Origin of the sequence: Dactylosporangium sp. NPDC006015 (assembly GCF_040614215.1) — a bacterium.
GTDB lineage: Bacteria > Actinomycetota > Actinomycetes > Mycobacteriales > Micromonosporaceae > Dactylosporangium > Dactylosporangium maewongense.
Window position 1 is genome coordinate 38,659 of the sequence record NZ_JBEXUD010000034.1, and the last position, 26,396, is coordinate 65,054.

Consider the following 26,396-nt stretch of genomic DNA (forward strand, 5'->3'; position numbering starts at 1 on the left):
CGACGACCCCCGTCGGCAGTACCCCGACGAAGGGACCGCAGTGAACTTCAAGCGGCACGGCATCATGGCCGGCATCGCGCTCACCGCGACGCTGGCGCTCACCGCGTGCGGCTCGGATAACAACGAGACCCCCAGCACGCCGGGCACCGGCGGTGGCAGCACCGCGGCTTCCGACATCACCTGCGCCAAGGGCTCGCTGACGGCCCAGGGCTCGTCCGCGCAGAAGAACGCGATGGACGAGTGGATCAAGGCGTACCAGCAGAAGTGCACCGACGCCAAGATCGACTACCAGGGCACCGGTTCCGGTGCCGGTATCACCGCCTTCTCGGGTGGCACGGCCGACTTCGCGGGCTCCGACTCGGCCCTCAAGGACGGTGACGAGACCACCAAGGCCACCGCGCGCTGCGGCGGCAACCCGGCGCTCAACCTGCCGATGGTCACGGGCCCGATCGCCATCGCCTACAACCTCGATGGCGTGAAGGACCTCCAGCTCAAGCCGGAGACCCTCGCCAAGATCTTCGGTGGCTCGATCACCAAGTGGGACGACGCCGCCATCAAGGCCGACAACCCGAGCGCGACGCTCCCGTCGACCCCGATCAACGCCATCCACCGCCAGGAGTCCTCGGGCACCACCGAGAACTTCACGGGCTACCTGGACAAGGCCGCGGCCGGCACCTGGACCTTCGGCAAGGACAAGGTCTGGAAGGCCACCGGCGGCCAGGCCGAGAAGGGCTCCGACGGCGTCGCGGGCGCGATCAAGAAGGCGCCCGGCGCGATCGGCTACGTCGAGTGGTCCTTCGCCAAGGTCAACTCGCTCTCGACCGCCAAGATCTTCAACGGCGCCGGTGAGTACACCGCGCTGACCGGTGCCGCGGCCGGCAAGACCGTCGCGGGCGCCAAGATCACCGGTACCGGCGACGACCTGAAGCTCTCGATCGACTACGCCACCAAGGAGGCCGGGGCCTACCCGATCATCCTGGTGACCTACGAGATCGTCTGCAGCAAGGGCACCCCGGCCGACAAGCTCGACCTGGTCAAGGGCTTCCTCGGCTACACCGTGAGCGCCGCCGGCCAGGCTCAGCTCGAGAAGCTGGGCTACGCCCCGCTGCCCGAGTCGGTCCAGACCAAGGTCGCTGCCTCCGTCAAGAACCTGGCCTGACAGGACTCTCCTTGAGCCAGCAGACTCTGCCTGCCACCTCCGCCGGTTCGCCCGGCGGAGGTGGCGGTCTTCCGAGGAAGCGCCGTCTCGGCGCTGACATGATCTTCCGTGGCACCGCGACAGCTGCCGGCTCGATGGTGCTCGTCATCATCGCCGCCATCGCCGTCTTCCTGATCGTCAAGGCCATCCCGGCGATCAACAAGGACACCGAGAACTTCTTCACCTACAAGTCGTGGTTCACCGACGGCGACACCCCGCAGTTCGGTGTCGCGGCGACGGTCTTCGGCACGGTGCTCACCGGCGCGCTCGCGCTGCTGCTGGCGGTCCCGGTGGCCCTCGGCATCGCGCTGTGCCTGTCGCACTACGCGCACCGCCGGGTGGCCACCAGCCTCGGCTTCGTGATCGACCTGCTCGCCGCCGTCCCCAGCGTCGTGTTCGGTCTCTGGGGTCGCGACTACTTCTACGAGCCGATCACCAACTTCTCGAAGTGGCTGCACGACACGCTCGGCTGGCTGCCGATCTTCGGGAGCGAAGGCCCCTACGGCAAGTCGATCCTGCTCGGCTCGATCGTCCTGGCGATCATGGTCCTGCCGATCGTCACCTCGCTCTCCCGCGAGGTCTTCATGCAGACCCCGCCGGAGAACCAGGAGGCCGCGCTCGCGCTCGGCTCCACCAAGTGGGAGATGATCCGCACCGCCGTGCTCCCCTACGGCAAGGCGGGCATCATCGCCTCGGTCATGCTGGGCCTGGGCCGCGCGCTCGGCGAGACGATCGCCCTCGCGCTGACCCTCGGCGGCGTCTACGACATCAAGTGGGACTTCCTCGGCCCCGGCGGTGTCACCATCGCCTCCAACATCGCCAACCGGTTCGGTGAGGCCAACGACACCGGTCGCGGTGCCCTCATCGCCTCCGGTCTGGTGCTGTTCGCCATCACGCTGGTCGTCAACATGGCCGCGCGCGCGATCATCTACCGGCGCCGCGAATTCGTCGGGAGCGCATGATGAGCGTCGAAACCCCTGAGCGCGTCGTCGGGCTGAGCAGCGGCCAGCAGCTGCGCAGCAAGTCCCTGCCGTCGTGGTCGGCCTGGGCGGCGGCCGCCGCCGCGATCGCCGTGGCGTTCGTCCTGATCTACCTGACCTCGGCCGGCGGTCTGGTCCTCACCGGGGTCGTCGCGGCCGTGCTGTTCGTGGCGTTCTTCGCGATCGCCGCCTCGATCGTCGAGGGCGGCCGCGCGGCCCGCAACCGGATCGCCACCACGCTGATCTACGGCGCGTTCATCCTGGCCCTGGCCCCGCTGCTGTCGGTGGCCTGGACCCTGGTCAGCAAGGGCACCACCCGCCTCGACGGCAACTTCTTCGGCACGTCGATGAACAACATCGGCGCGTTCGACGAGAAGGGCGGCGCCTACCACGCGATCATCGGCACGCTCGAGCAGGCCGGTCTCGCCACGCTGATCACGGTGCCGCTGGGCATCCTCGGCGCGATCTACATCGTGGAGTACGGCCGCGGCTTCCTGGCCAACGCGATCCGCTTCTTCGTCGACGTCATGACGGGCATCCCGTCGATCGTGTCGGGCCTGTTCATCCTGTCGTTCTGGGTCTTCACGGTCACGCCGCTGTTCAACGACGGCCGGGCCGCCTACTCGGGCTTCGCGGCCGCGCTCTCGCTGAGCGTGCTGATGCTGCCGACCATCGTCCGCTCCACCGAGGAGATGCTGCGGCTCGTGCCCAGCGCGCTGCGCGAGGGCGCCTACGCGCTCGGCGTGGCCCGCTGGAAGACGATCGTCAGCATCGTGCTGCCGACGGCGCTGCCGGGCATCGTCACCGGCGTCATGCTGGCGGTGGCCCGGGCCGCGGGTGAGACCGCACCGGTCCTGCTGGTCGCCGGCGGCCTCAACTCGATCAACTTCAACGTGTTCAGCGGCAACCAGTCGTCCCTCTCCCTGTTCGTCTTCGAGCAGGCCGGGGTCGCCTCGGAGTTCGCGCCCGGCCGCGCCTGGACGGCGGCCCTCACGCTGGTCGTCCTCGTCCTGGTCCTCACCGTCGCGGCGAAGCTTCTGGCCCGCCGAAACAAGCTCGCCCGATGACCCTTTCTGGAGCGCCCCACATGGCAAAGCGCATCGAAGCCCACGGTGTCACCTCGTACTACGGATCCTTCAAGGCCATCGACGGCGTCTCGATGACGATCGAGCCGAAGTCGGTCACCGCTCTCATCGGGCCGTCCGGCTGCGGCAAGTCGACGTTCCTGCGGTCGATCAACCGGATGCACGAGGTCCTGCCCAACGCCAGGATCGAGGGGCAGCTCCTCATCGACGGGCAGAACATCTACGACAAGGACGTCGACGTCACCGCCGTCCGCCGGATGATCGGCATGGTCTTCCAGCGGCCCAACCCGTTCCCGACCATGTCGATCTTCGACAACGTCGTGGCCGGCCTGCGGCTCAACGGCGTGCGCAAGAAGTCGGTGCTCGAGGAGGTCGCCGAGAAGGCGCTCCGCAGCGCCAACCTGTGGAACGAGGTCAAGGACCGGCTCAGCCGCCCCGGCGCCGGCCTGTCCGGCGGTCAGCAGCAGCGCCTGTGCATCGCCCGCGCCATCGCGGTCGAGCCGCAGGTCGTGCTGATGGACGAGCCCTGCTCGGCGCTCGACCCGATCTCCACGCTCGCGATCGAGGACCTGATCACCGAGCTGAAGAACCAGTACACGATCGTGATCGTCACGCACAACATGCAGCAGGCGGCGCGCGTCTCGGACCGCACCGGCTTCTTCTCGATCGACAAGACCGGCGACCCCGGCCGCCTCATCGAGTACGACGACACCGCGAAGATCTTCACCAACCCGTCGGTGAAGAAGACCGAGGACTACATCACCGGCCGGTTCGGTTAAGCGCGTGGGTCAGATCGGGCGGATGGCGTCGGCCGGGTCACGGTCCGACGCCGCCGCCAGGGCCGCCTCGATGCCGCCCACCCCGGCCAGCTCGACGAGCGTGTGCATGGTGGGCGGCAGCATCGTGAAGCGGCCGTCGGCGGCCTCGGCCGGCGAGCACCACACCGTGTCGTCGGCCTCGCCGCCGACGTCCCTCGTGACCTGACCCTCCGGCAGGGCGGCGAGGAAGAAGTACGTGTCGAAGCGCCGCGGCTCGAACTCCGGCGTGATCCAGCGCGACCAGGGCGCCAGCAGGTCGGAGCGCAGCACGAGACCGTTGTCCGTGAGGAACTCGGCGAAGCCCAGCTCCCGCTGGATCAGCGCGATCCTGGCCCGCTCCCAGTCGGGTCCGCTCACGTCCCCGACCACGGTGTCCACGTCCGCGCCCGCCAGCAGCACGCCGGACTCCTCGAACACCTCCCGGACCGCCGCGCAGACCACCGAGCGCGCCACGGACTCCGGCAGCCGCAGCCGCGCCGCCCACTCCGCCGGCGACGGGCCGGCCCAGCCGGGCTGCACCGTCGCGTCCCGCGGGTCGACGCCGCCGCCGGGGAACACGTACATCGACGCGGCGAAGGCCATCGTGGGGACCCGGCGCAGCAGGTACACCTCGAACGGCGCCCGCATGAGCACCACGGTGCTGGCGAGGCGGGGCTCCACCGGTACAGCACCCGACGCCGCGAACTGACGGGCCTGCTCGGCGAGGGCGGGCGGCAGACGGAACTCAACCATCAGGCCACACTAGGGCCTTGCTCGTGCCCGGGGCGGCCGTGGGTGCGGCGCCGCTCCTTCATCTCGGCCTCGTAGAGGTGCCGGCGGCCCTGGACGAGCTCGTCGCGGGCGGTCCGGTCGAGGTCCTTGAAGGTGGCGTAGTAGTCGTCGTCGAAGTCCTCGACGATCTGGAACGTCCAGTGGCCCGCGATGACGTTGCGGCCCACCAGGTCGGTCTGGATTCGCTCGGCGAGCTTCGGGTGGCCGGCCTCGCGGAAGAGCCTGACGGCCTCGTCCAGCATCAGGTCCGCGTGGCCGATCAGCTGGTGCAGGTCGTAGAGGCGCCCACGGGCCCGCTCGACGCACTCCAGGGCCTCGCTCAACTTGCCCAGCGCCTCGACGGTGGCGTCGGAGACACCGTCTGGCCTGCGGTGCTGCTCATCTGGTCCCACGACGGTCCGGTACCCCGCCGAGCACTAGATTGAACGCCATGGCCGACCGCATTCGCTGGGGCATCCTGTCCACCGGCAGCATCGCGAGCACGTTCGTCGAAGACCTGCACCTGCTGCCCGACGCGGAGGTCGCCGCGGTCGGCTCGCGCACCGCGCAGAGCGCCGAGCGGTTCGCGGCCAAGCACGGGATCCCCCGGGCGCACGGCTCCTGGCAGGCGCTGGTCGACGACCCGGAGGTCGACGCGATCTACGTGGCGACGCCGCACACCGCGCACTACGACGCGACGATGCTGTCGCTCGCGGCGGGCAAGGCGACGCTGACGGAGAAGCCCCTCACGCTCGACGTCGCGTCGTCGGAGGCCCTCGTGGCGACCGCCCGCGAGCGCGGCGTGTTCCTCATGGAGGCGATGTGGATGCGCTGCATCCCCGCCATCCGGCGGATGGTCGAGCTCGTCGCGGCCGGCGCGATCGGCGACCCGACCGCCGTGCACGCCGACTTCGGCATGGCCGGCCCGTGGGACGAGTCGCACCGGCTGCTGTCCCGGGCGCTCGGCGGAGGGGCGCTGTTCGACGTCGGGATCTACCCGGTGACGTTCGCGCACCTGTTCCTCGGCGCGCCGGCCAGCGTGCAGGCGTGGGCGCGGATGAGCGCGGGCGGCGTCGACGAGAACACCGGCATCCTGCTCGGTTACGACTCCGGCGCGCTCGCCGCGCTGACCTGCTCGCTGGTCGGCGACAGCGCCCGCCGGGCGACCGTCACCGGCACGACCGGCCGCATCGAGGTGGCCCGCGAGTTCTTCCACCCGTCCGGCTTCACGATCTGGCGCGGCGGCGAGGCCGAGACGGTCGACCTGCCGTTCGAGGGTGCCGGCTACCACTTCGAGGCCGCCGAGGTGCACCGCTGCATCCGGGAGGGCCGCACCGAGAGCCCGCTGGTCCCGCTGTCGGAGACGCTGGACATTTTGACGGTTTTGGATGTTGTACGGGTAAAGGTCGGTCTTGACTACTCGAGCTGAACGGGGCCATCCGTTCGTCGTGTCACCATTACCGTGCGCGATATGGCGAAGGAGATCCGGGCCGATCCCGGCGCGCTGAGCGACCTGGCCGACGCGAGCCTGGCCGCGGCCGCGCACCTGGGCGACCACTTCCGCGGCGGCTACCGCGACCTGCCGGTCCCGGCGACGGCGTTCGGCAACCTCGGCGGCGGCGCCGCCCTGCACGGCACCTGCACCATGGTCCTGCGGGACGCCCAGTCCGTGATCAGCGGGCTGGTGGCGGTCCTGGAGGGCGACGCCGAGCGCCTGTGGCGCACCGCGTTCGCGTATCACGAGGCCGACCGCCTCGCCGACCAGCGCATGGGCGGTTCCCGCGGAGCGCCGGCATGACGAACGCGGGGCTGGTCATGGAGGCGGTCACCGTCGACGACCTGTGGCGGCTCGAGGCGCGGCCCGCGCTGCTCGACGCGGCGGCCGTGGTGTGGCGGCAGGTGGGGCGGGACGCGGACGCGGCGCGCACGGCGCTCGACACGGCGGCCCGGCGGCTGGTCTGGGCGGGCGACGCGGCCGACAGCTACCAGTCGCACCGGGGCCGGCTCGGCCGGGACCTGGACGCCGTGACGGGGCTGGCGCCGGAGGTCGCCTACCGGTACGAGGCGATGGCGGCGCTGCTGCGGCGGGGCCAGGACCTGCTCGACGACGCGTGGCGGGCGATCGCCGCCGTGCCGCACCGGCGGGGGCTGGACGGGGTCACGTTCAGCCCGGCGGACCCGGTGCAGGCCGCCGCGGTCGGGCGGGCCGTCACCGAGGCCGCGACGATCCGGTCGGAGATCGCGCAGGCGCTGGTCGTGCACGACGCCGCGCTTCGATCGGCACGACCGCGGTGGGCGGCGGTGGCGGCCGGTTGGAGCGAGATCGCGGCGGGGCGCGTCGAGGGCTGGCTGGCCGCGGCCGAGGCGTCACACGCCGTCGACGTGATCGTGGCCGGCAGCGTCGTGGTGGACGCCGGCGCCGGCGACGACTTCGTGACGGTGCGCACCGAGGCCGACGGCAGCAGGATCGTGCTGGTCGGCGGGGTGCCGGTGCGCGTGCCGGCGGGTGCGCGGCTGGTCGTGCGGGCCGGGTCGGGCGACGACACCGTCCGTGTGGAGGGCGGCGGCGCGGTCACCGTGCTCGGCGGCTCGGGCGACGACACGCTGGAGGGCGGCGCCGGCGACGACACGCTGCTCGCCGGCGCGGGAGCGGACACGGTGCGCGCGGGCGACGGCGACGACCTGGTGAGCCTGGGACCGTGGCGGGGCGGCGACCAGAAGGCCGAGACGGCCGCGCTCGGTGGCGGGGACGACCGGCTCTGGGGTAGCGGCGGCGTGGCCCGCGTCGACGGCGGCGACGGCGACGACCTGCTCTTCGGCGGCGACGGCGACGACGTGATCAGTGCCGGGGCCGGCGCGGACACCGTCGACGGCGGCGCCGGCGAGGACCGGCTGGCCGGCAACGGCGGCGACGACACGCTCTTCGGCGGCGACTCCGGCGACCACCTCGACGGCGGGGCGGGCGACGACCGGCTCGACGGCGGCGAGGGCGCGGACGTGCTCTACGGGCTCTCCGGCCGGGACATCCTGACCGGCGGCGCCGGCGGCGACTACCTGGAGGGCGGCACCGGCGACGACGTCCTCGACGGCGGCGACGGCCGGGACGTGCTGTCCGGCGGGCAGGGCGAGGACACGCTGACCGGCGGGGCCGGCGACGACGTCGTCTACTCCGGTGCCGGCGCCGACGCCGTGCGCGGTGGTGAGGGCGACGACCTGCTCTACGGCCAGGGCGACGACCGGGCCGCCGGGGTCGAGCACATGACCGGGGTCGCGACATCCATGGACGCGTTCATCCGGATCGACGGCGACGCGGAGTTCGCCGAGCGGGTCCGGACGGACCTGGACCTGCTCGCCGCCTCCCCCGCCGGCCGGCAGATGCTGGCCGCGCTGCAGGCGACCGCGGTGCCGATCACCATCCGGCCGGTGGGCGACGACAACGGCTACGCCGAGCCGGGGCCGTGGCCGGTGATCCGCTACAACCCGGCGTGGGGTGCCCTGCAGGACGGCCGCCCGCCGCTGTCGACGCTGTTCCACGAGCTGGCGCACGTGTACGACTTCACGCACGGGACGGCCGACGAGCACCCGTACAACGGCGCCAGCGGACGCGATGTGGACGGTCTGGGCAACCCGGTGCTCAACCTCGAACGGCAGGCGACCGGGCTGCCCATCGACCATGACGGCGACCCCGCGACCGCCAACCGCCTCGACCCGCGGCACCCGATCGAGCTCACCGAGAACGGCCTGCGCACCGAGATGCGCCTGCCGCTCCGGGACACGTACGGCCGCCCCTAGGGCCTATGGAGGCTCAGAACATCCAGCGCGAGATCGCGTAGGCGAGGACGGCGATGGCTCCCGCGGCCGGGAAGGTGAGGACCCAGGCGACCAGGATGTTGCCGGCCACGCTCCACCGGACCGCGGAGAGCCGCTTCGTCGCGCCGACGCCCATGATCGCCGAGGTGATCGTGTGGGTCGTCGAGATCGGCACGCCCAGCCACGAGGTGGTGAAGAGCACACCCGAGGCGACCGTCTCGGCGGCGAAGCCCTGCGGTGGGTCGAGGTCGATGACCTTGCGGCCCAGGGTGCGGATGATCCGCCAGCCGCCGGAGTACGTGCCGAGCGCCAGCATCGTGGAAGAGGTCCAGAACACCCACTCGGGGATGTGGCTGGTGTTGTCCTGGTAACCGCCGGCGTACAGGGCGAGGACCACGATGCCCATGGTCTTCGCGGCGTCCTGCATGCCGTGGCCGACCGACATCGCCGCGGCCGAGGCGGTCTGCGCGTAGCGGAAGCCCTTGTTGAGCTTGCGCGGGTTGCCCTTCCGGAAGATCCACATGATGGCGATCATCGCGACGCCGCCGAGCGTGAAGCCGACCAGCGGCGAGGCCACCATCGGGATGACGACCTTCTCCACGATGCCGCCCCACAGGACGGTGGCGTCGTCGACGCCGAAGAGCATCGCCCCGAGCGAGGCGCCGACCAGGCCGCCGACCAGGGCGTGCGACGAGGAGGAGGGGATCCCGAAGTACCAGGTGATGAGGTTCCACACGATGGCGCCGACGACGCCGGCGAACACGATGCCGAGGCCGCTCATCCCGCTCGGCGGGTGGATGATGCCGCTGCCGACGGTCTTGGCGACCTGGCCGCCGAGGTGCGCGCCGGCGAAGTTGCCGAGCGCGGCCATGATCAGACCCGTGCGCGGGCTGAGCGCGCGGGTGGAGACTGAGGTCGCGATCGCGTTGGCCGCGTCGTGGAAGCCGTTGGTGTAGTCGAACACCAGTGCCACGAGGATGACCGCCAGCACCGCGATGAGCTGCGCGCTGATGTCACGACTCCTTGACGACGATGGTCTCGACGGTGTTGGCCACGTGCTCGAAGGCGTCGCACGCGGCCTCGAGCTCGTCGACGACCTCCTTCATCTTGAGCACGGTGAGCGCGTCGTACTCGCCGGAGAAGAGCCGCACGAGCAGCATGCGGTAGGCGTTGTCGCCCTCGTTCTCCAGGCGGTTGCACTCGACCCAGTACTCCTCGAGGTTCTTCATGGTCTTCAGCCGCGGCATGGCCTCGGCGGTGAGCCGGGCCTGCTGGTCGAGGACCTTGACGATCTCGTGCAGTTCGCGGGGCAGCGACGGCAGCTTGGTCAGGCCGTACAGGTACAGCAGGCTGCCGACCGCCTCGAGGTGGTCCATCACGTCGTCGAGCAGCGATCCGAGCCGGTAGATGTCCTCCCGGTCGAACGGCGTGATGAAGCTGGAGTTGATCTTCTTGTAGAGCTCGTGCGTGATCGCGTCGCTGTCGTGCTCGACCTCGACCAGCCGCTCGCTGACCGTCATCACGTCGACGCCGGGAAGCGCGAGCTCGGAGAGCAGCTCCGTGCCCTTCACCAGGTTCCCCGCCGCACGGGTGAAGAAGTCGTAGAACGAATCGTCGCTGGGACGCAGCCTCAAACGCACAGCCTGACCTCGAGACGTGAACGAAATCCGCGAGGGCCGGTTGGTCCTCGGCGGGAATGCTAGATCCCGCCGCCGACCTCGGCAGAACCGCAGTCCTGTGACCTTGTGCAGTTCATCTTCCGTTCAGCTTTTGTTCATCTTGTACGGCAGGCCGCCGAGGCTCGGCCCGATGCTTTCGCTCGCGATCGACTGGTTTGCGGAGAAATCTTGCGAGTTGGGCCCTGTGACGGCTGGCGATGAGGTCGGCGCCCGCGGCGCGCAGTTCCTGCCAGAACGCCAGGCGAACGTGCCGCGGCTCCTCGGGGACGCCGACGAACCGGATCCGGCGGCCGCCGGCGTGCGCGGCGCCGACCAGCGACCGCAGGATGTGCCGCGCCTCCGCGGGGAACTCGGGCCACTCCTCCTGCGGGTCCCAGCCGATCCGCGCGCCGAGCGCCTCGGTGACCAGCGGCGCGACCGTGACGGGCAGGCCGCCGGGCTCCAGGTCGCTGAAGCGGCCCTCCAGGAACGCGAACCGCTCGTAGGCGCCGAGCAGGTCGGCGCGGGACCAGTACGGGCCGGTGAGCACGACGGTGATCGCGCCGGGCACGACGCGGCCGCCGAGGAACGTGGTGAGCAGCTCGGCGCGCGGGCGCAGGAGGAGGTCGAGGGCCTCGTACTCCGGGCGGGCGGCCTGCAGCAGCAGCGCGGCCCGCTGCTGCGGCGCCGTCATGCGCGGCGGCGGGCCCGGCGCCGGGTCGGCGTGGACGAGCAGCAGGAACGGCTCAGCGCGGCGCGGGTGGACCCGGCCGAGCGGGCTCTCGTCGACCAGCGCCGCGAGGGGCTCCAGGACGGCCTGCTCGAAGGTCGGCGCCGGCTCGCCGTCGGGCATGGCGCAGTCCAGGCGCAGGACCGGCGGCGCGGTGTCGGTGTCGAGCCGGACGGCCACCTCGACGCCCGCGAAGCCGGCGCGGACGGCGGCCGCGACGGGGTCGGCGGGGCCGTCGACCGCCACGAGAAGGCCGTCGGCGAGGTACGGCCGGCCGCGCCGCGCCCGCGCCGCGGCCAGTGCGCCCATCGCCGCGAGGCCCACCATGCCGCTGGCGACCGTGGCCAGACCATTGCTCATCCCTAAATGGTATGTAACACGCATATCGCCCGGGTCGGAAACGCCCTGCTTGAATGGGTGTCGTGGTGGATCAGTTCAGCGCGCACCGTGACCATCTCTTCGGCGTGGCGTACCGGATGCTCGGCAGCCGGGCCGATGCCGAGGACGTCGTGCAGGACGCCTGGCTGCGGTACGCCGGGGCGGACACCTCCGGGGTCACCGACCTGCGGGCCTGGCTGACCACCGTCACCGGACGGCTGTGCCTCGACCAGCTGCGGGCCGCGAAGGTGCGCCGGGAGGCGTACGTGGGGCCGTGGCTGCCTGAACCGCTGGTGGAGCGTCTCCCCGACCCGTCGCAGGTGGACCCGGGCGAGCGGGTGTCGTTCCGGGACAGCGTGAGCATGGCGCTGCTGCTGGTGCTCGACGCCCTGACCCCCGAGCAGCGGGTGGCGTTCGTGCTGCACGACGTGTTCGCGGTGCCGTTCGCGGAGGTGGCGGCGACTCTCGGTACAACACCCGAGAACGCAAGGCAGCTGGCCTCCCGCGCCCGCCGTGCGGTCACCGACGGCGAACGCCGCCACACGACGGACCGGGCGCTGCAGGCTTCGGTGCTGACCGCCTTCACCGCGGCGGCGGCCGGCGGGGACATCGAGGCGCTGCTCAAGCTGCTCGCCCCGGACGTGGTCGCCCTCGGCGACGGCGGCGGCGTCGTGTCCGCGGCCCGGCGGCCGATTCTCGGGGCGTCCGATGTGGCCCGCTTCGTGCTGGGCCTGTACCGCCGCACCGCCGATGTGTCGATCGAGGTCGCGCTGGTCAACGGCGACCTGGGGTTGGTGGTGCACTTCGGCGGGGCCGCCGCGGTCGCCGGCTTCGGGATCAGCCAGTCGGGGCTCATCACCGGGCTCTACAACCAGCTCAACCCCGCGAAGCTGTCACTGGACGAGATCTAGCCATTCGCGGTACTTGTCGCCGAACGGCTCGATGCGCTGCGAGACGGCGCCGAAGAGCCAATCGGCGCTGGCCTGTGCCTCGGCGATCACGTCGGCCGGGTAGGCGTACCTGACCTGGTGCGCGGCGAACTCGTCCTCGTCGAGCAGCTCGACCGCGCCCGTGCGCCGGCGCCGGACGTCGAGGTCCAGGTCGATCATTGTGACCTCCGTCTCCTCCACCCAATGGGGGACGGTGGTGATGTCGCAGTAGATCTCGGTGCGGTGCGGTGCCGCGTTGAAGCACGCGGTCCACCAGGCCTGGCGCGGGAAGAGCAGCACGTGCGGCGCCTCGACTGGGCCGGTCCTCGTCGGTCCGCGGTGCACGATCGTGCCGGTGTCGGCGCCGACCCAGATGCCGTGGTCGTCCTCGCCGAGGATCCTGGTCTCGTAGTTCCAGTGCAGTGAACCGTCGAATTTGCGGTAGACCACCTTTGGCATGCGCCCACAGTACTGATCGTGTTGGTGCCCGCGGGTTTCTGTCGTACCGAGGCGGTAGCTTCTTGGTCGTGACTGCCACGCTTGCGACCGCTGATCTGCTTTCCGCTGCCGTCGGTGCCGTGCCCGGCGGCATGGAGCGGCCCGGGCAGCAGCAGATGGCCGAGGCGATCGCCGCGGCCGCCTCGAGTGAGGAGCACCTGCTCGTCCAGGCCGGCACCGGCACCGGCAAGTCCCTGGCCTATCTCGTGCCGTCCCTGCTGGTCGACGGCCCCGTCGTGGTGTCCACCGCCACCCTCGCGCTGCAGTCGCAGCTCGTCGACCACGACCTGCCCCGGCTCGCCGACGCGGTGGAGCCGCTGCTGCGCAGGCGCCCGACCTTCGCCGTGCTCAAGGGCCGGCACCACTATGTCTGCCTGGCGCGGCTGGAGGGCACCTCCGCCGACGAGCCCGACGACGCGCTCTTCGACGTCGGCGAGGCCCGGCCGACCCGCTGGCTCGGCGAGGCGGGGCGGATCGGCAAGCACATCGAGCGCCTCCGCGACTGGGCGATGGAGACCGAGACCGGCGACCGCGACGAGCTCGACCCGGGCGTCGACGACTCCGCATGGAAGCTGGTCTCGATGCCCGCCCGCGAGTGCGTCGGGGCGGCCCGCTGCCCCTATGGGTCGGAGTGCTTCGCCGAGGCCTCCCGCGCCCGTGCCCGCGAGGCCGACATCGTCGTCACCAACCACAGCCTCCTCGCCGTCGACATGCTCAGCGGCCGCATGATCATCCCGCCGCACAAGCTCCTCGTCGTCGACGAGGCGCACGAGCTCGCCGACCGGGTCAGCTCCGCCTCGCAGGCCGAGCTGACCCCCGAGCTGCTGGAGCGCGCCGCCCGCCGCTGCCGCCCCTATGTCGACGACGACGTCGCCGACCGGCTCATGGAGGCCGGCGACACGCTCACCGTCGCGCTCGCCGACGCCCCCGCGGGCCGCATCACCGACGGCCTGCCCACCACCCTCGGCGAGGCGCTCACGCTCCTCGACGGCGGCGGCCGCAAGGCGATCGACGCGATCGGCGAGGTCAAGGCCGACGACGCCGACCCCGTCCGCAAGCAGCAGGCCAAGACCATGGTCGCCGACCTCACCAAGATCGCCCAGCGCATCCTCTCCGACGCCGAGCACGACGTGACCTGGATCGAGCGCGACGACCGCGGCCGCCGTGCGGTGGTCGTCGCCCCCCTCTCGGTCGCCGGCACGCTCAACACGCACCTGTTCCACGAGCGCACCGTCGTCGCGACCTCGGCCACCCTGGCGCTCGGCGGGCAGTTCGACACCGTGGCCCGCTCGCTCGGCCTGCCTGTCACGGCCCCGGCGCCGGTCCCGGCTCAGCCTTCGTCGCCGGGGGCCGCCGCTCGCGACGCGGTCATGCGCGCCTCCGCCGCCCGCGACGAGGCCGACCTGGCGTGGAGCTCGCTCGACGTGGGCTCCCCGTTCGACTATGCCAAGCAGGGCATCCTCTATGTCGCCGCCCACCTGCCCCGCCCGCAGACCTCCGGCCTGTCCGAGCCGGCGGCCGACGAGATGGTCGAGCTCGTCCAGTCCCTGGGCGGCCGCGCCCTCGGCCTCTTCTCCTCCCGCAAGGCCGCCGAGCGCGCCGCCGAGGTCCTCCGCGCCCGCGCCCCCGGCATCACGATCCTCCTGCAGGGCGAGGAGGCACTGCCGATCCTCGTCCGCAAGTTCCGCACCGACCGCAACAGCTGCCTGCTCGGCGTCATGTCCCTCTGGCAGGGCGTCGACGTGCCGGGCGACGCCTGCCAGCTCGTCATCATCGACCGCCTCCCCTTCCCCCGCCCCGACGAGCCCCTCGCCGCCGCCCGCTCCGCCGCCGTCGACTCCGCCGGCGGCTCGGGCTTCGCCGCCGTCAGCGTCCCGATCGCCGCGGTCCGCCTGGCACAGGGCGTCGGCCGCCTGATCCGAGCCCGCACCGACAAGGGCGTCGTGGCCGTCCTCGACTCCCGCCTGGAGACGGCCCGCGGCTACGGCCCTTACCTGCGCGCCTCCCTCCCCCCGTTCTGGTACACCACAAAGCCCGACGTCGTCCGCGCCGCCCTCCGCCGCCTGTCCACCACCTGACGCGCCCGCTCCCCCCTCGTGGACCGCGCCCCCCTCGCCAGTCCCACCCAGCGCTGACAGCGGTCACGTCCGCCACCGCACCGAACCTGCCCTGCCGCCCCGTCCACCATCTGACCGCCCACTCCGCCCCCGCCCTCTCGCGGACCGCGCCCTTCGCCAGTCCCACCACCCCGACGGCGGTCACATCGGCCACCACCGGACCTGACCTGCCCTGCCGCCCGACCGCCACCTGACCGCCCACTCCGCCCCTGCCCCCCACGCGGACCGCACCGCCTTCGCCGGTCGCCAGCCCACGATCAGCCCACGCCGCACCGACGGCAGTCACGTCCGCCATCGCGCCGGACCTGCCTCGCATCCCGGATCGGCCTGCGTCCCCGCCGGCTACCGTCCAACCGTGGCCGCTGCCGCCGCACCGCTCGACACACCAGCCGAGCCCACCGCACGACACCCACCACCGCCGTGCCGACCCGATACAGCGCCGATCGAAACGGCCGCCCTCCGCCGCCTGACCACCGCGCCGGGCCTGACCAACACTGGGACTGGACCGCCGTCGTAGACCGCCAGCCCCACAACCAGTCCCACCGCCAGACTCCCGACAACAGTCACGTCCGCCACCCGCCGGACCTGCCTCGCATCCCGGATCGGCCCACGTCCCCGCCGGCTACCGTCCAACCATCGCCGCTGCCGCCGCACCGCTCGACACACCAGCCGAGCCCACCGCACGACACCCACCACCGCCGTGCCGACCCGATACAGCGCCGATCGAAACGGCCGCCCTCCGCCGCCTGACCACCGCGCCGGGCCTGGCCAACACTGGGACTGGACCGCCGTCGTAGGCCGCCAGCCCCACAACCAGTCCCACCGCCAGACTCCCGACAACAGTCACGACCGACGCCGCACCGGACCTGCCTCGCATCCTGGATCGGCCCACGTGGCCGCCGGCTGCCGTCCCACCATCGCCGCTGCCGCCACGCCGCTCGACACACCAGCCGCGCCCAACAGACCCAGCCCACCGCACGACACCCACCACTGGCCAACACCACTGCCCCGGTCGACGTGCTGGCCTGGTCCAGCGACACCGCCCACCGCACCTCAGCCCGCCACCGGCCGGCGCCGCGCCGTGCCGACCGACACAGCGCCGATCGGAACGGTCGCCATCCGCCGCCTGACGGCCCGCTTCGGCCCTGACCCCCACTCGGACCGCGCCGACTTCGTGGGTCGCCAGTCCCCACAACTCCGTCCGCCTTCTGACCGTCTGCTCCGCCCCCGACCTCCTCGCGGACCGCACCGACTTCACTCACCGCCAGCCCACAGCCAGCCATGCCCAGCAACCCCAGCCGACGGCACGGCGCCCTCCCCACCGCCTCCCAGGGCCGAGTCCAGCGGCACCGTGCTTGCAGTGCCCTTCTCCTGTGGCTGGCTTGATCCAAGGACAGGGCTGGCTGCCGGCGCGGCCAGGGCTGGACTTCGATCACCACGTCGACCGGCGCCACCTCGCTGTGGGCGGAGTGCTGCCACCTCGTTGGTGCGCCGGCATGGTTCGAAGGGCAGGCCTGGCCGGTGGCACGAGCAGGGTCAATCTGCGGAGATGATGACCGAGTCGGGGGGTGGTTCGTGGCGGTGTTGGACCAGGTGGCGGATGCCGGTGTTGAGGACGGCTACCAGGGGGACGGCTACCAGGGCGCCGATGATGCCGGCCAGGACGACGCCGGTGGAGATGGCGACGATGACGGCCAAGGGGTGGACGGAGACGGCGCGGCCCATGATGAGGGGCTGGAGGACGTGGCCTTCGAGTTGTTGGACGGCGATGACGCCGATGAGGACGACCAGGGCGCTGATCGGGCCTTCGTCGACGAGGGCGACGAGGACGGCCACGGCGCCTGAGACGGTGGCGCCGACGATGGGGACGAAGGCGGCCAGGAACACCATTGTCGCCAGGGGGAACCAGAAGTCCACGTTGATGATGACCAGGAGCAGGCCGATGCCGAGGGCGTCGATGAAGGCGACCAGCACCGTCGCGCGGACGTAGGCGACCAGGGTGCGCCAGGCGGCCTCGCCGGCGCGGCGGATGGGGTCGCGGGCGGGGGTGGGCAGGACGCCGGTGAGGAAGAGCCAGATGCGGTGGCCGTCGCGCATGAAGAAGAACGTGACGAAGAGCACCAGCAGGAGCAGCGCGAAGAACTCGATGGTGGCGGTGGCGGTGGAGACGGCGCTGTCGGTGAGGCTGCCGCGGTTGTCCTTGAGCCAGTTGGTGGCGGCGTCGAAGGTGGCGTCGAGCTGGCTGCCGTTGAGGTGCAGCGGGCCGGTGGTGAGCCAGTCCTGGATCTGGTTGACGCCGGCCGAGGCCTTGTCGGCCAGGTTGGGGAAGCCGTCGACGAACTCGCTGACGACCAGCGTGAGCACGCCCGCGACGGCGGCGAGGCCGGTGACGAGCACCAGGAACGCGGCCAGGGACGGCGGGAGCTTCACGCGGCGGCGCAGGAACTCCATCATCGGCGCGAGCAGGGCGGACAGCAGCAGGGCGATGCTCAGCGGGATGAGCACCGTGTCGAGCCGGCTGACCAGCCAGAGCAGGACCGCGAGGGCCGCCACGAGGACCAGCAGGCGCCACGACCAGGCGGCGGCGAGCCGCAGGCCACGCGGGATCTCGGCGTCGTCGCGGCTCATCGTCGACGAGTGGATCACGTCGGGCTCGGCCGGCGGTGGAGGCGGCGGCACCTCAGCCTCAGCCACTACCGCGGCGATCGCCTCGCGTTCGAGGCGGGCGTTTTCGAGACGCTGCTCGTACGCCCGCCGGAGATTGGCGCGCACCTGATCGAACCGGCCCACGAAACCCCCTGTGACTGCCTGCGAACCGACCGGACGCTTCACCGTAGTCCGGGTCCCGCGGCGATCGCACGTACCCAGGCGGTAGCGTCGCAACCGTGACAGCCCAGCCAGCCGCCGGTTACCCGCCGGCCACCACCCCGCACGTCGTGTCCGATGTGGAAGGGGGCCTGCCGATCCGGTTGCTGCACGACCGGGTCCTCGTCCGGCTCGAAGGGGCCGAGGGCGAGCGCCGGCACGCGTCCGGCATCGTGATCCCGGCCACGGCGTCGGTGGGGCGGCGCCTGTCGTGGGCCACGGCCGTCGGGGTGGGGCCCAACGTACGGTCGATCGTGGCCGGCGACAGGGTGCTGTTCGACCCGGAGGACCGCTCCGAGGTGGAGCTGCAGGGCCGCGACTACGTGCTGCTGCGCGAGCGGGACGTGCACGCCGTCGCGGCGCGGCGGGTCGAGCCGGACTCGACGGGGCTCTATCTGTAGGTGTAGGGGTAGGGGTAGGGGTAGGGGTATCCGGCGTACATCGGCGGCGGGGGCGGCGGCACGACGACCGGGACGGGCACGACCGGGGTGGGCGGAGCGGCGAGCACCCGGACCATCCCGTCCGGGAAGGTGATGTGGTACCTGCTGCCGTCCCACACCGCCATGGGTGCCTGCGGATCGCGCCCGACGAAGACCTGCCGGTAGGCGGCGAGCGCCGTCAGCAGCTGGCGTTCCTCGGCGAGCGCCTCCATCCGGCGGGCCGGCGTGTTGTCCAGGCCGCGGCGCATGCCGTCGCGGAGCAGGGCGAGCTTCGTCGCGTCGAACTGGAAGGCTTTCATCGCCTTGGCACCCGGGTCTCCGGCGACCCGCTTGGCCCACCGGCGGGCGGACAGCCGCCTGCCGAGCGTGCCGAGCGACGCCACCTCCGGCGGGGAGAACCAGCCGGCCCGCGCGTACTCGGTGAGCATCCGCTCGGTCAGCCTGCCCTCGGCCGCGCGCTGCCACAGCGCGAAGCCGACCATGCAGAGGAAGATCGGCATCATGACGGAGAAGTAGCCGTACAGCAGGATGATCGGCTTCGCGGCGGCGATCACCGACATGAGGTTCCACGAGCCGTGCAGCAGCATCGCGAGCAGCAGGCCGGCGAGGGGTGCGAGCCACTTGACCGCCTTCGTCGAGCTGCGCGACGCGGTGCCGAGCCCGATCGCGGTCATCGACGTGAAGAGCGGGTGCGCGAACCCGGTCATCAGGATGCGCACGATGAAGATGCCGACGAGTGCCGCCGCGCCCTTCACCGCGCCGCCCTGCTCGGCGGTGTCGGCGTAGCCCTTGTACCCGAGGTACAGGATGTTCTCCACCATCGCGAACCCGGTCGCGGACAGCCCGCAGTAGACGATGCCGTCGATCAGGCCGGAGAACGCCCGGGGGCGGCGCCACAGCAGCAGGACCGGCCCGAGGGCCTTCATGCTCTCCTCGATGAACGGCGCGACCACGACCGCCACGATCGCGTCCGACAGGCCGAGCTTGTCGGCGAGGACCCCGCCGGCGGTGTTGACCACGAGCGCCACGCCGGTGGCCACGCACGCGCCCCAGCCGAAGACGAAGACGAGATAGCGGACGGGCTCCGGCTCGTACCGGTCGAGCCACAGGAAACAGGAGACCAGCAGCGGCACCGGGATGACGGCCGCGCCGACGCCGATGACGAGGGCGGTCCATCCGCCGCTGAAGCCGAAGAACGCCAGCAGCGCGACGCCGCACGCCGCGATGCCGCCCATGACGCCGATGAGCGTCCAGAGGCGGCGGCGGTCGGAGCGCTTGGCGGGCGGCGCGGCGGCCAGGGCGAGGGCCGCGGTCGGGTAGCGCTGCTCGCCGGTGTCGGGGGCGGCGGCCTCCGTCACGTTGGGCACGACGTCGCCGCCGGCCGCGTCCCACCCCTGCGGCGCGGCCAAGCCGGCGGCCGGGCCGGCCGCACCACCGAAAGTGCCGCCTGTAGCTCCGCCTGAAGCACCGCCGGAAGCGCCGGCCGATGCGTCGGGCCCCTTGTCCAGGGCGACCGGACCGCCGCTGGACGGGACCGGACCGCCGCTCGACGGGGCAGGTACGGGGATCGGAGCTGCCCAGGGTGACCGTTCCTCGGGCGCGGCAGAGGCGGCCGCTGGTCGTACATCACCCGACGACGGCAACAAGGTGGCGTCACGGTTACCCGGATCCTGAGGCGTCCCAGTCGGCGGGAGATCGGTCATGGGCCAACCATATCCGCGCTACGGTGAGACCAGGTCATGAGTGCCAGCGCTAAAGCCCCGGCTTGCTGGCCGGCAACCCTCGCGTTCGCGGCGGGGTGCCCCGGGTGATGACACGGTCCGGCACGCGGTGTGTCCGGGCAAGCGCGAGCGGAGGACTCTGCCATGTCCACGATCCTGTCCCCCGGTGACGTGAAGCTGCGCGACGGCCGCAGCGTCGACTTCGCCAACCTCGACATCGCCGCGACCGCCCCGTGCCTGCGGGCGGTCGCCGACGCGGTCGCCGAGCTCCTGCCGTTCTACGGCAGCGTCCACCGCGGCGCCGGCGCGCTCTCGGAGCGGTGCACGCGGGAGTACGAGCAGGCCAGAGAGACCGTCGCGGACTTCGTCGGCTGCCGCGACGGCGACACGGTCGTCTTCACCCGCAACACCACCGACGCCCTGAACCTGCTGGCCAGGGCGGTGCCCGAGGGCACGACGGTGCTCACGTTCGACGGGGAGCACCACGCCAACCTGCTGCCGTGGCAGCAGAGCCTCCACCTGGACGCGCCGCGCTCGCCGCAGGAGGCGGTGGAGTCGCTGGAGTGGGCGCTGCGCCGGCAGCCGTGCGGCCTGGTCAGCGTCACGGCGGCGAGCAACGTGACCGGCGAGGTGTGGCCGGTGGCGGCGCTCGCCGAGGTGGCGCACCGCTACGGGGCCCGGCTGGCGGTCGACGCGGCGCAGCTCGCCCCGCACGCCCCGGTCGACCTGACCGCGCTGGGCGCCGACTACGTGGCGTTCTCCGGGCACAAGCTCTACGCGCCGTTCGGGGCCGGGGTGCTGGCCGGGCGGGCGGACTGGCTGGACGCCGCCGAGCCGTACCTGGCCGGGGGCGGCGCGAGCGCCAGCGTCGGCGACGACCTCGACGTCCGGTGGGCGACCGGGCCGGCGCGGCACGAGGCCGGCACGCCCAACCTGCTCGGCGCCGTCGCGATCGCGGCCGCGTGCCGGGCGCTCGCCGCCGCCGACCACTCCGCGGAGCGGGCCCTGGTGGCACGGTTGCGGGCGGGCCTGGCGCGGCTGCCGCACGTGGAGGAGCTGCGGCTGTTCGAGGCGGACGCGGAGCGGGTCGGCATCGTGTCGTTCGCGGTGCTGGGCGAGGACCCCGGCGCGCTGGCCACGACGCTCGGCCGGGACCACGGGATCGGGGTGCGGACGGGGCTGTTCTGCGCGCATCCGCTGACCCGGCGGCTGCTCTCGGAGGCGACGGCCAGGATCGCCCCGTCGGCGCCGGTGCCGCCCCAGGCGGTGCGGGCCAGCTTCGGCCTCGGCACCACGGAAGCCCACATCGACCGCCTCCTGGAAGCCCTGCGCCGCTGAGCCACCAGGCCCGCCGCCACGATCCCGCGGCACCGGCGGCGCCGGCGGCGCCGGCACGATCCGGTGCGGTGTCGGCGGCGCGCCGGCACCGCACCGGGTCACGGCCCGGCGGTGGCGCGGTCCAGCACGACGGAAGGGGTGAGGTCGGCGATGGTCAGCGTGCCCTCGGCGACCTCGTCCCAGGTCAGCGGGGCCGACACCGTCGGCAGGGCACCCGCGCGCAACGAGAACGGCGCGACCGTCGTCTTGAAGGCGTTGTTCTGACTCCAGTCGATGAAGACCTTCCCCGGGCGGAGCTGCTTCGCCATCCTGGCCACGATCAGGTCGGGCCGGAGGCGGGCGAGCTCCTCGGCGACGTCCTTGACGTACGCGCTGATCTCGTCGGCGGTCTCCTCGCCGGACAGCTCGGCGGTCAGCTGCATGCCCTTGCGGCCGGAGGTCTTGGCGGCGGGCTCCAGGCCGTCGGCGGCGAGCCGGTCCCGGACCAGCAGGGCCACCTCGTAACAGTCGGCGAGCGTGGCCGGCGGGCCGGGATCGAGGTCGATGACCAGCAGGTCGGGGTTGAGCGGCGAGCCGTCGGCGGCGACGCGCCACTGCGGGGTGTGCAGCTCGAGCGCGGCGAGGTTCGCCAGCCAGACCAGCGTGGCCAGCTCCTCGACGACGATGAAGTCGATGGTCTCGCGGCCACGGCTGGAGCCGGGCACCGGCAGCCGGACGGTGCGGACCCAGTCGGGCGTGCCGGCCGGCGCGTTCTTCTCGAAGAAGCTGATGCCGTCGACCCCGTTGGGGTAGCGGATACGGGTCAGGGGCCGGCCGGCGAGGTGCGGCAGGAGGACCGGCGCGATGCGGGTGTAGTAGTCGATGATCTCGCCCTTGGTGTAGCCGACCTGCGGGTACAGGACCTTGTCGAGGTTGGTCAGGTCGAGGTGCCGCCCCTCGACCTCGACCCGGACCTTGTCAGGCATCGACGCCGCCCGAGGAGGAAGCGACGTCCGCGGGCGTGAGGTCCGGCCGCAGGCGCAGGAAGCGCGGGAAGCGGAGCCGCCCGTCGCGCGTCCGGTGGCTGAACTTCACCTCCACCACCAGCGTCGGCGTGACCCAGGTCGCGCCGCGGGCGTCCTCGCGGGGCACGGTGCCGGCGAAGGGCGGCTGCGGCACCGACAGGTCACGCAGCGCGTCCAGCAGGGCGCGCTCGGCCGCGTTGGAGATCCCCCCGCCGACCCGGCCGCTGAAGGCGAGCAGCCCACCGGCCGCCGGCACCCCGACGAGCAGGGCGCCGAGGGCGCGCTTGCCGGGCCGCCAGCCGCCGACGACGAACTCGCAGCTCTCCTCCAGCTTGACCTTCACCCAGTCCGGCGAGCGGAGGCCGGGGTGGTAGTGCGAGCCGGTCCGCTTCGCCACCACGCCTTCGAGGGCGTTGTCGCGGCTGGCGGCGACGGTCGCCGGTCCGTCGTCGAAGCACGGCGGGATCACCGCCCGCGCCCCCAGCGCGAGCCCTTCGAGGATGCGTCGGCGGCTGGTGTACGGCGATGCGAGCACATCCTTGCCCGCGGCCCTCAGCACGTCGAACGCCAGGTAGGACACGGGCAACGCGACCGCCAGCCGCGCGGCCCGGGCCGGCTCGCGGACGTGCATCCGCTCGGCCAGCAGCTGGAAGGACGGCCGGCCGGCCTCGTCCATGGTGACGACCTCGCCGTCGAGGACGGTGTCGTCGAGGCCCTCGCCGATCGCCGCGAGCTCCGGATAGGCGGCGGTCACCTCGACCCCGCTGCGCGCGTAGAGGCGGGTGACGCCGGCGGTGACGACGGCGATCGCCCGGATGCCGTCCCACTTGAACTCATACGACCAGCCCGGCCCGGTCGGAAGCGGGCCGGTCGAGGCGAGCATCGGTGCGGGCGGCCCGGTCCCCATCACCCCACGATAGTTCGCCGCCGACTTCCTCGCGTGGAGGTCGATTCGATGCGAAGCTGGTGTTCCGAGGTCAACACGCTGCGGAAAGGGATCCCTTAATGCGCGCGATCTGGAAAGGCGCGGTCTCCTTCGGGCTCGTGTCGATCGCCGTCCGGCTGTATTCGGCGACAGAAGAGAAGGACATCCGCTTCAACCAGGTGCACCGCGACGACGGCGGCCGGATCAAGTACAAGCGGGTGTGCTCGATCGACGGCGAGGAGGTCGCGTATGACGACATCGCCAAGGGGTACGACCTCGGCGGCGGCGAGATGGTGATCCTCACCGACGAGGACTTCGCCGACCTGCCCCTGACCACGAGCAGGGCGATCGAGGTGCTGGAGTTCGTGCCGGCCGAGCAGGTCGACCCGATCCTCTACAACAAGGCGTACTACCTGGAGCCGGACAAGACGGCCGCGAAGCCCTACGCGCTGCTGCGCGACGCGCTCACCAACACGGAGCGGGTCGCGATCGTCAAGGTCGCGCTGCGGCAGCGGGAGCAGCTGGCGACGCTGCGGGTCCGCGAGGACGTGCTGGTCCTCAACACGATGCTGTGGCCCGACGAGATCCGGGCGGCGAAGTTCGACATCCTCGACGAGGACGTGTCGGCGCGCCCGGCGGAGCTGGCGATGGCCGGTTCCCTGATCGAGTCGATGGCCGCGGACTTCGACCCGTCGACGTACACGGACAACTACCGCGAGGCGCTGCAGGAGGTCATCGACGCGAAGGTGGCCGGCCGGGAGGTCGTCCAGCCGGAGGAGACCGAGGAGGCGCCGGCCGCGGCGGTCGACCTGATGGCGGCGCTGCGGGCGTCCGTGGAGCGGGCGAAGGCGGCACGCGGCGAGCCGGCCCCGGCGCCCGCGAAGAAGGCCGTGAAGACCGCCGCCGCGAAGGACGACGACGTGGCCGAGGCGACCCCGATCAAGCGGGCCCCGGCGAAGAAGGCGCCCGCGGCGAAGAAGGCGACGCCCGCGAAGAAGGTCACCCCAGCGAAGGCGAGGAAGTCCGCCTAGCTGGTGGTGCGGGTGAAATAGACCGTCGAGGAGGCCTTGTCGAGCAGCAGGTCGGTGCCGTCGACCCGCAGCCATGCGGCGCCGGCTGGCGCGAAGGGGCGGAGGTCCTCCGGCACGTCCGGAGCCTCCGCCGCCGTGGTCGCCGGCAGCGCCTGGGCCCGCTCCGCGGTCAGCACCGCGAACCCATCCATCGTGTAGTCCATCGGCCCGATCTCCGGGCAGGACCGCGCCCTGGCCTCGTGCTCCTGCCAGTGGACCTGCTGGATGGGCGCGAGCTGCGGCCACTGCTGCTCGATGCGGGTCGTCGAGGTGATGATCCCGGTCTTCGTGGGCTTGTCGAGCTCGTCGCAGCCGGCGAGTCCCGGCACCAGGTCACTCAGTGCCAGGACCACGCCACAGGCCGCGATCACGCAGGCGAGGACGGCGCCGGAGACGACGAGCGCGATCTTCGCCGTACGGTTCACCCGTTGATCTGTACCACCTCGAGGCCACCATCCGCATAGTCGGCGCGGACGCGCTTCTTGTCGAACTTGCCGACGCTCGTCTTCGGCACCGCCTCGATGAACGACCAGCGCTCCGGCAGCTGCCACCGCGCCACCTTGTCGGCGAGGAAGTCGCGCAGCGTCCCGGCGTCGGCGCTCGCACCCTCCCTGAGCACGATCGTGGCCAGGGGCCGCTCGCCCCACTTGTCGTCCGGCACGCCGACGACGCACGCCTCGAGCACGGCGGGGTGCGCCATGAGCGCGTTCTCCAGGTCGACGGAGCTGATCCACTCGCCGCCGGACTTGATCACGTCCTTGGCCCGGTCGGTGAGCGTCAGGTAGCCGTTGGGCGAGAGGGTGCCGACGTCGCCGGTACGCAGCCAGCCGTCCTCGAACTTGTCGGGGTCGGGGCCGTCCTCGCCGATGTACTGCGCGGTGATCCACGGCCCGCGGACCTGCAGCTCCCCGACGGCCGTGCCGTCGTTGGGCATGACCTCGCCGGTGGGCCCGACGATGCGGCCCTCGACCCCGGCCGGGAGCCTGCCCTGGGTGTACCGGTAGGCCCACGCCTCGGCGCCGTCGACGCCGGAGGGCTCCCGGGCGACGGAGCCGAGCGGCGACATCTCCGTCATGCCCCAGGCGTGGATGACCTCGATGCCGTGCCGCTCGGAGTACGCGTGCATCAGCGCCGGCGGGCAGGCCGAGCCGCCGATGACGACCTCCTTGAGCGATGAGGTGTCGGTCGGGTTGGCGTCCAGGTACGCGAGCAGGTCGGTGAAGATCGTCGGCACGGCGCCGGCGAACGTCGGCTTCTCCGTGGCGATCATCTGCGCGAGCGGGGCCGCCTGCAGGAAACGGTCGGGCATGATCAGCGAGGCGCCGCTCATCATCGCCGCGTACGGCAGGCCCCACGCCATCGCGTGGAACATCGGCACGATGCACAGGTCGCGCACCTTCGGCCCGAGCCCGAAGCTCTCCGCCATGCAGACCTCCATCGAGTGGAGGTAGATGGAGCGGTGCGAGTAGGCGACACCCTTCGGGTTGCCCGTGGTGCCGCTGGTGTAGCAGAGCGCGGCGGCGTCGTGCTCGTCGACGGCGGGCCAGTCGTACGTGTCGGGCTTGCCGTCCAGCAGCGCGTCCCAGCGGTGGACCTCGACGCCGTCCTTGCTCAGCTTCGACGCGTCGCCGTCGCCGACGACCACGATGTGGCGGATCGTGGTCAGGTGCGGCAGCACGCCGGCGAGCAGCGGGATCAGCGTCGAGTCGACGATGACGACCCGGTCCTCGGCGTGGTTGGCGATGTAGATCAGCTGCTCGGGGAAGAGCCGCAGGTTGAGCGTGTGCAGCACGGCGCCCATGCTCGGCACCGCCAGGTACGCGATCAGATGCTCGGCGTTGTTCCACATGAGGGTGCCGACGCGCTCGTCGCCGGTGACCCCGAGGTCGTCGTGGAGGGCGTGGGCGAGGCGGGCGGCCTGGCGGCCGACCTCCGCGTATGACGTGTGCCTGCCGTCGGCGCCGGCCCAGGTGACCACCTCGGAGTCGCCGTGGACGGTGGCCCCGTGCTGCAGAATTCGGGAGATCAGGAGGGGTGTCTGCATCATCGTGCTGCGCATGTACTGCACGCTAATGTGCGGTG

At 72.1% G+C, this 26,396-nt stretch carries 24 protein-coding genes and 1 riboswitch; of the genes, 12 read left to right on the top strand and 12 right to left on the bottom strand.

What is annotated here, in order from left to right:
• Nucleotides 1–40 precede the first annotated feature (40 nt).
• The 4 genes from pstS to pstB all read left to right on the top strand — a co-directional run bounded on the left by pstS (nucleotide 41) and on the right by pstB (nucleotide 4,042).
• Nucleotides 41–1,159 carry a phosphate ABC transporter substrate-binding protein PstS gene (pstS, locus tag ABZ321_RS40980; protein WP_344511499.1) on the top strand — a complete coding sequence of 373 codons (1,119 nt, stop codon included), beginning with the start codon at nucleotides 41–43 and terminating at the stop codon, nucleotides 1,157–1,159.
• A 98-nt stretch (nucleotides 1,160–1,257) separates the two neighbouring features.
• Nucleotides 1,258–2,160: a phosphate ABC transporter permease subunit PstC gene (gene pstC / locus ABZ321_RS40985; protein WP_354901072.1), complete on the top strand. Its 903-nt coding sequence runs from the start codon at nucleotides 1,258–1,260 to the stop codon at nucleotides 2,158–2,160.
• A complete protein-coding gene (gene pstA, locus ABZ321_RS40990) occupies nucleotides 2,160–3,245 on the top strand; it encodes a phosphate ABC transporter permease PstA (RefSeq protein WP_344511495.1) in 1,086 nt (361 codons plus the stop codon). Before pstC ends, pstA begins: the two co-directional genes overlap by 1 nt.
• Nucleotides 3,246–3,265: 20 nt before the next feature.
• Nucleotides 3,266–4,042 carry a phosphate ABC transporter ATP-binding protein PstB gene (gene pstB / locus ABZ321_RS40995; protein WP_354901074.1) on the top strand — a complete coding sequence of 259 codons (777 nt, stop codon included), beginning with the start codon at nucleotides 3,266–3,268 and terminating at the stop codon, nucleotides 4,040–4,042.
• A 9-nt stretch (nucleotides 4,043–4,051) separates the two neighbouring features.
• Here pstB and ABZ321_RS41000 read toward each other — a convergent pair whose 3' ends face one another.
• Both ABZ321_RS41000 and ABZ321_RS41005 read right to left on the bottom strand, forming a co-directional pair.
• Nucleotides 4,052–4,813, bottom strand: coding sequence for an NUDIX hydrolase (locus ABZ321_RS41000; RefSeq protein WP_354901076.1), 762 nt, complete (start codon nucleotides 4,811–4,813; stop codon nucleotides 4,052–4,054).
• Nucleotides 4,813–5,244, bottom strand: a complete 432-nt coding sequence (locus ABZ321_RS41005) for a hypothetical protein (protein WP_344511489.1) — start codon at nucleotides 5,242–5,244, stop codon at nucleotides 4,813–4,815. The genes ABZ321_RS41000 and ABZ321_RS41005 overlap by 1 nt, the downstream gene beginning before the upstream one ends.
• 38 nt (nucleotides 5,245–5,282) lie before the next feature.
• Between ABZ321_RS41005 and ABZ321_RS41010 the strand changes: the two genes are divergently transcribed.
• From ABZ321_RS41010 to ABZ321_RS41020, 3 genes are read left to right on the top strand one after another with little or no spacing between them, the layout of a single operon-like run.
• On the top strand, nucleotides 5,283–6,260 hold the full coding sequence (locus ABZ321_RS41010) for a Gfo/Idh/MocA family oxidoreductase (RefSeq protein ID WP_354901078.1): 978 nt from the start codon (nucleotides 5,283–5,285) through the stop codon (nucleotides 6,258–6,260).
• A 42-nt stretch (nucleotides 6,261–6,302) separates the two neighbouring features.
• A complete protein-coding gene (locus tag ABZ321_RS41015; protein WP_344511485.1) occupies nucleotides 6,303–6,629 on the top strand; it encodes a hypothetical protein in 327 nt (108 codons plus the stop codon).
• Complete coding sequence (locus tag ABZ321_RS41020) at nucleotides 6,626–8,623, top strand: M91 family zinc metallopeptidase (protein ID WP_354901080.1); 1,998 nt, start codon at nucleotides 6,626–6,628, stop codon at nucleotides 8,621–8,623. The genes ABZ321_RS41015 and ABZ321_RS41020 overlap by 4 nt, the downstream gene beginning before the upstream one ends.
• Before the next feature lie 13 nt (nucleotides 8,624–8,636).
• Here ABZ321_RS41020 and ABZ321_RS41025 read toward each other — a convergent pair whose 3' ends face one another.
• The 3 genes from ABZ321_RS41025 to ABZ321_RS41035 all read right to left on the bottom strand — a co-directional run bounded on the left by ABZ321_RS41025 (nucleotide 8,637) and on the right by ABZ321_RS41035 (nucleotide 11,389).
• Nucleotides 8,637–9,653: an inorganic phosphate transporter gene (locus ABZ321_RS41025; protein WP_344511626.1), complete on the bottom strand. Its 1,017-nt coding sequence runs from the start codon at nucleotides 9,651–9,653 to the stop codon at nucleotides 8,637–8,639.
• Between the two features lies 1 nt (nucleotide 9,654).
• Nucleotides 9,655–10,281, bottom strand: a complete 627-nt coding sequence (locus ABZ321_RS41030; protein ID WP_344511481.1) for a DUF47 family protein — start codon at nucleotides 10,279–10,281, stop codon at nucleotides 9,655–9,657.
• Nucleotides 10,282–10,393: 112 nt separating this feature from the next.
• Complete coding sequence (locus ABZ321_RS41035) at nucleotides 10,394–11,389, bottom strand: hypothetical protein (RefSeq protein WP_354901082.1); 996 nt, start codon at nucleotides 11,387–11,389, stop codon at nucleotides 10,394–10,396.
• Nucleotides 11,390–11,454: 65 nt separating this feature from the next.
• On the opposite strand from ABZ321_RS41035, the gene sigJ reads away from it, so the two are divergent.
• The gene (sigJ, locus tag ABZ321_RS41040) at nucleotides 11,455–12,318 is read left to right on the top strand and encodes an RNA polymerase sigma factor SigJ (protein WP_354901083.1); all 864 of its coding nucleotides are present in this window, start codon (nucleotides 11,455–11,457) and stop codon (nucleotides 12,316–12,318) included.
• On the opposite strand, the gene ABZ321_RS41045 is transcribed toward sigJ, so the two are convergent.
• Entirely contained in the window at nucleotides 12,301–12,795 is a 495-nt protein-coding gene (locus ABZ321_RS41045; protein WP_344511474.1) for a DUF402 domain-containing protein, read from the bottom strand. The two genes, sigJ and ABZ321_RS41045, sit on opposite strands and share 18 nt — an antisense overlap.
• A gap of 131 nt (nucleotides 12,796–12,926) precedes the next feature.
• Between ABZ321_RS41045 and ABZ321_RS41050 the strand changes: the two genes are divergently transcribed.
• Nucleotides 12,927–14,912 carry an ATP-dependent DNA helicase gene (locus ABZ321_RS41050; RefSeq protein ID WP_344511624.1) on the top strand — a complete coding sequence of 662 codons (1,986 nt, stop codon included), beginning with the start codon at nucleotides 12,927–12,929 and terminating at the stop codon, nucleotides 14,910–14,912.
• Nucleotides 14,913–16,487: 1,575 nt separating this feature from the next.
• On the opposite strand, the gene ABZ321_RS41055 is transcribed toward ABZ321_RS41050, so the two are convergent.
• Nucleotides 16,488–17,741 (bottom strand): AI-2E family transporter, encoded by a 1,254-nt coding sequence (locus ABZ321_RS41055; RefSeq protein ID WP_354901085.1) that lies wholly within the window; start codon nucleotides 17,739–17,741, stop codon nucleotides 16,488–16,490.
• Between the two features lie 146 nt (nucleotides 17,742–17,887).
• On the opposite strand from ABZ321_RS41055, the gene ABZ321_RS41060 reads away from it, so the two are divergent.
• Nucleotides 17,888–18,217: a co-chaperone GroES gene (locus ABZ321_RS41060; RefSeq protein WP_344511622.1), complete on the top strand. Its 330-nt coding sequence runs from the start codon at nucleotides 17,888–17,890 to the stop codon at nucleotides 18,215–18,217.
• On the opposite strand, the gene ABZ321_RS41065 is transcribed toward ABZ321_RS41060, so the two are convergent.
• Nucleotides 18,208–19,665 (bottom strand): PrsW family intramembrane metalloprotease, encoded by a 1,458-nt coding sequence (locus tag ABZ321_RS41065; RefSeq protein ID WP_354901087.1) that lies wholly within the window; start codon nucleotides 19,663–19,665, stop codon nucleotides 18,208–18,210. The genes ABZ321_RS41060 and ABZ321_RS41065 overlap by 10 nt on opposite strands.
• 326 nt (nucleotides 19,666–19,991) lie before the next feature.
• Nucleotides 19,992–20,109, top strand: a riboswitch (SAM riboswitch).
• A 12-nt stretch (nucleotides 20,110–20,121) separates the two neighbouring features.
• Here ABZ321_RS41065 and ABZ321_RS41070 point away from each other — a divergent pair.
• Nucleotides 20,122–21,315: an aminotransferase class V-fold PLP-dependent enzyme gene (locus ABZ321_RS41070; protein WP_354901089.1), complete on the top strand. Its 1,194-nt coding sequence runs from the start codon at nucleotides 20,122–20,124 to the stop codon at nucleotides 21,313–21,315.
• A gap of 98 nt (nucleotides 21,316–21,413) precedes the next feature.
• Here ABZ321_RS41070 and ligD (ABZ321_RS41075) read toward each other — a convergent pair whose 3' ends face one another.
• Together ligD (ABZ321_RS41075) and ligD (ABZ321_RS41080) are read right to left on the bottom strand one after the other, a co-directional pair.
• A complete protein-coding gene (ligD, locus tag ABZ321_RS41075) occupies nucleotides 21,414–22,280 on the bottom strand; it encodes a non-homologous end-joining DNA ligase (protein ID WP_344511468.1) in 867 nt (288 codons plus the stop codon).
• Nucleotides 22,273–23,226: a non-homologous end-joining DNA ligase gene (gene ligD / locus ABZ321_RS41080; protein ID WP_344511466.1), complete on the bottom strand. Its 954-nt coding sequence runs from the start codon at nucleotides 23,224–23,226 to the stop codon at nucleotides 22,273–22,275. The genes ligD (ABZ321_RS41075) and ligD (ABZ321_RS41080) overlap by 8 nt, the downstream gene beginning before the upstream one ends.
• A 98-nt stretch (nucleotides 23,227–23,324) precedes the next feature.
• On the opposite strand from ligD (ABZ321_RS41080), the gene ABZ321_RS41085 reads away from it, so the two are divergent.
• Nucleotides 23,325–24,275, top strand: a complete 951-nt coding sequence (locus tag ABZ321_RS41085) for a Ku protein (protein WP_344511464.1) — start codon at nucleotides 23,325–23,327, stop codon at nucleotides 24,273–24,275.
• Here the strand turns inward: ABZ321_RS41085 and ABZ321_RS41090 are convergent.
• Nucleotides 24,272–24,739 (bottom strand): hypothetical protein, encoded by a 468-nt coding sequence (locus ABZ321_RS41090; protein ID WP_344511462.1) that lies wholly within the window; start codon nucleotides 24,737–24,739, stop codon nucleotides 24,272–24,274. The genes ABZ321_RS41085 and ABZ321_RS41090 overlap by 4 nt on opposite strands.
• On the bottom strand, nucleotides 24,736–26,373 hold the full coding sequence (locus ABZ321_RS41095; RefSeq protein ID WP_344511460.1) for a fatty acid--CoA ligase: 1,638 nt from the start codon (nucleotides 26,371–26,373) through the stop codon (nucleotides 24,736–24,738). The genes ABZ321_RS41090 and ABZ321_RS41095 overlap by 4 nt, the downstream gene beginning before the upstream one ends.
• Between the last annotated feature and the right edge of the window lie 23 nt (nucleotides 26,374–26,396).

Excerpts from the sequence above, each read along its gene's own strand:
- ABZ321_RS41085 (WP_344511464.1), top strand. The coding sequence starts at position 23,325 with ATGCGCGCGATCTGGAAAGGCGCGGTCTCCTTCGGGCTCGTGTCGATC.
- ABZ321_RS41020 (WP_354901080.1), top strand. The coding sequence starts at position 6,626 with ATGACGAACGCGGGGCTGGTCATGGAGGCGGTCACCGTCGACGACCTG.
- ABZ321_RS41050 (WP_344511624.1), top strand. The coding sequence starts at position 12,927 with ATGGAGCGGCCCGGGCAGCAGCAGATGGCCGAGGCGATCGCCGCGGCC.
- ABZ321_RS41095 (WP_344511460.1), bottom strand. The coding sequence starts at position 26,373 with ATGCGCAGCACGATGATGCAGACACCCCTCCTGATCTCCCGAATTCTG.
- ABZ321_RS41000 (WP_354901076.1), bottom strand. The coding sequence starts at position 4,813 with ATGGTTGAGTTCCGTCTGCCGCCCGCCCTCGCCGAGCAGGCCCGTCAG.
- pstC (WP_354901072.1), top strand. The coding sequence starts at position 1,258 with ATGATCTTCCGTGGCACCGCGACAGCTGCCGGCTCGATGGTGCTCGTC.
- ligD (WP_344511468.1), bottom strand. The coding sequence starts at position 22,280 with ATGCCTGACAAGGTCCGGGTCGAGGTCGAGGGGCGGCACCTCGACCTG.
- ABZ321_RS41010 (WP_354901078.1), top strand. The coding sequence starts at position 5,283 with ATGGCCGACCGCATTCGCTGGGGCATCCTGTCCACCGGCAGCATCGCG.
- ABZ321_RS41035 (WP_354901082.1), bottom strand. The coding sequence starts at position 11,389 with ATGAGCAATGGTCTGGCCACGGTCGCCAGCGGCATGGTGGGCCTCGCG.
- ligD (WP_344511466.1), bottom strand. The coding sequence starts at position 23,226 with ATGGGGACCGGGCCGCCCGCACCGATGCTCGCCTCGACCGGCCCGCTT.
- ABZ321_RS41015 (WP_344511485.1), top strand. The coding sequence starts at position 6,303 with ATGGCGAAGGAGATCCGGGCCGATCCCGGCGCGCTGAGCGACCTGGCC.
- pstA (WP_344511495.1), top strand. The coding sequence starts at position 2,160 with ATGAGCGTCGAAACCCCTGAGCGCGTCGTCGGGCTGAGCAGCGGCCAG.
- pstB (WP_354901074.1), top strand. The coding sequence starts at position 3,266 with ATGGCAAAGCGCATCGAAGCCCACGGTGTCACCTCGTACTACGGATCC.
- ABZ321_RS41070 (WP_354901089.1), top strand. The coding sequence starts at position 20,122 with ATGTCCACGATCCTGTCCCCCGGTGACGTGAAGCTGCGCGACGGCCGC.
- ABZ321_RS41045 (WP_344511474.1), bottom strand. The coding sequence starts at position 12,795 with ATGCCAAAGGTGGTCTACCGCAAATTCGACGGTTCACTGCACTGGAAC.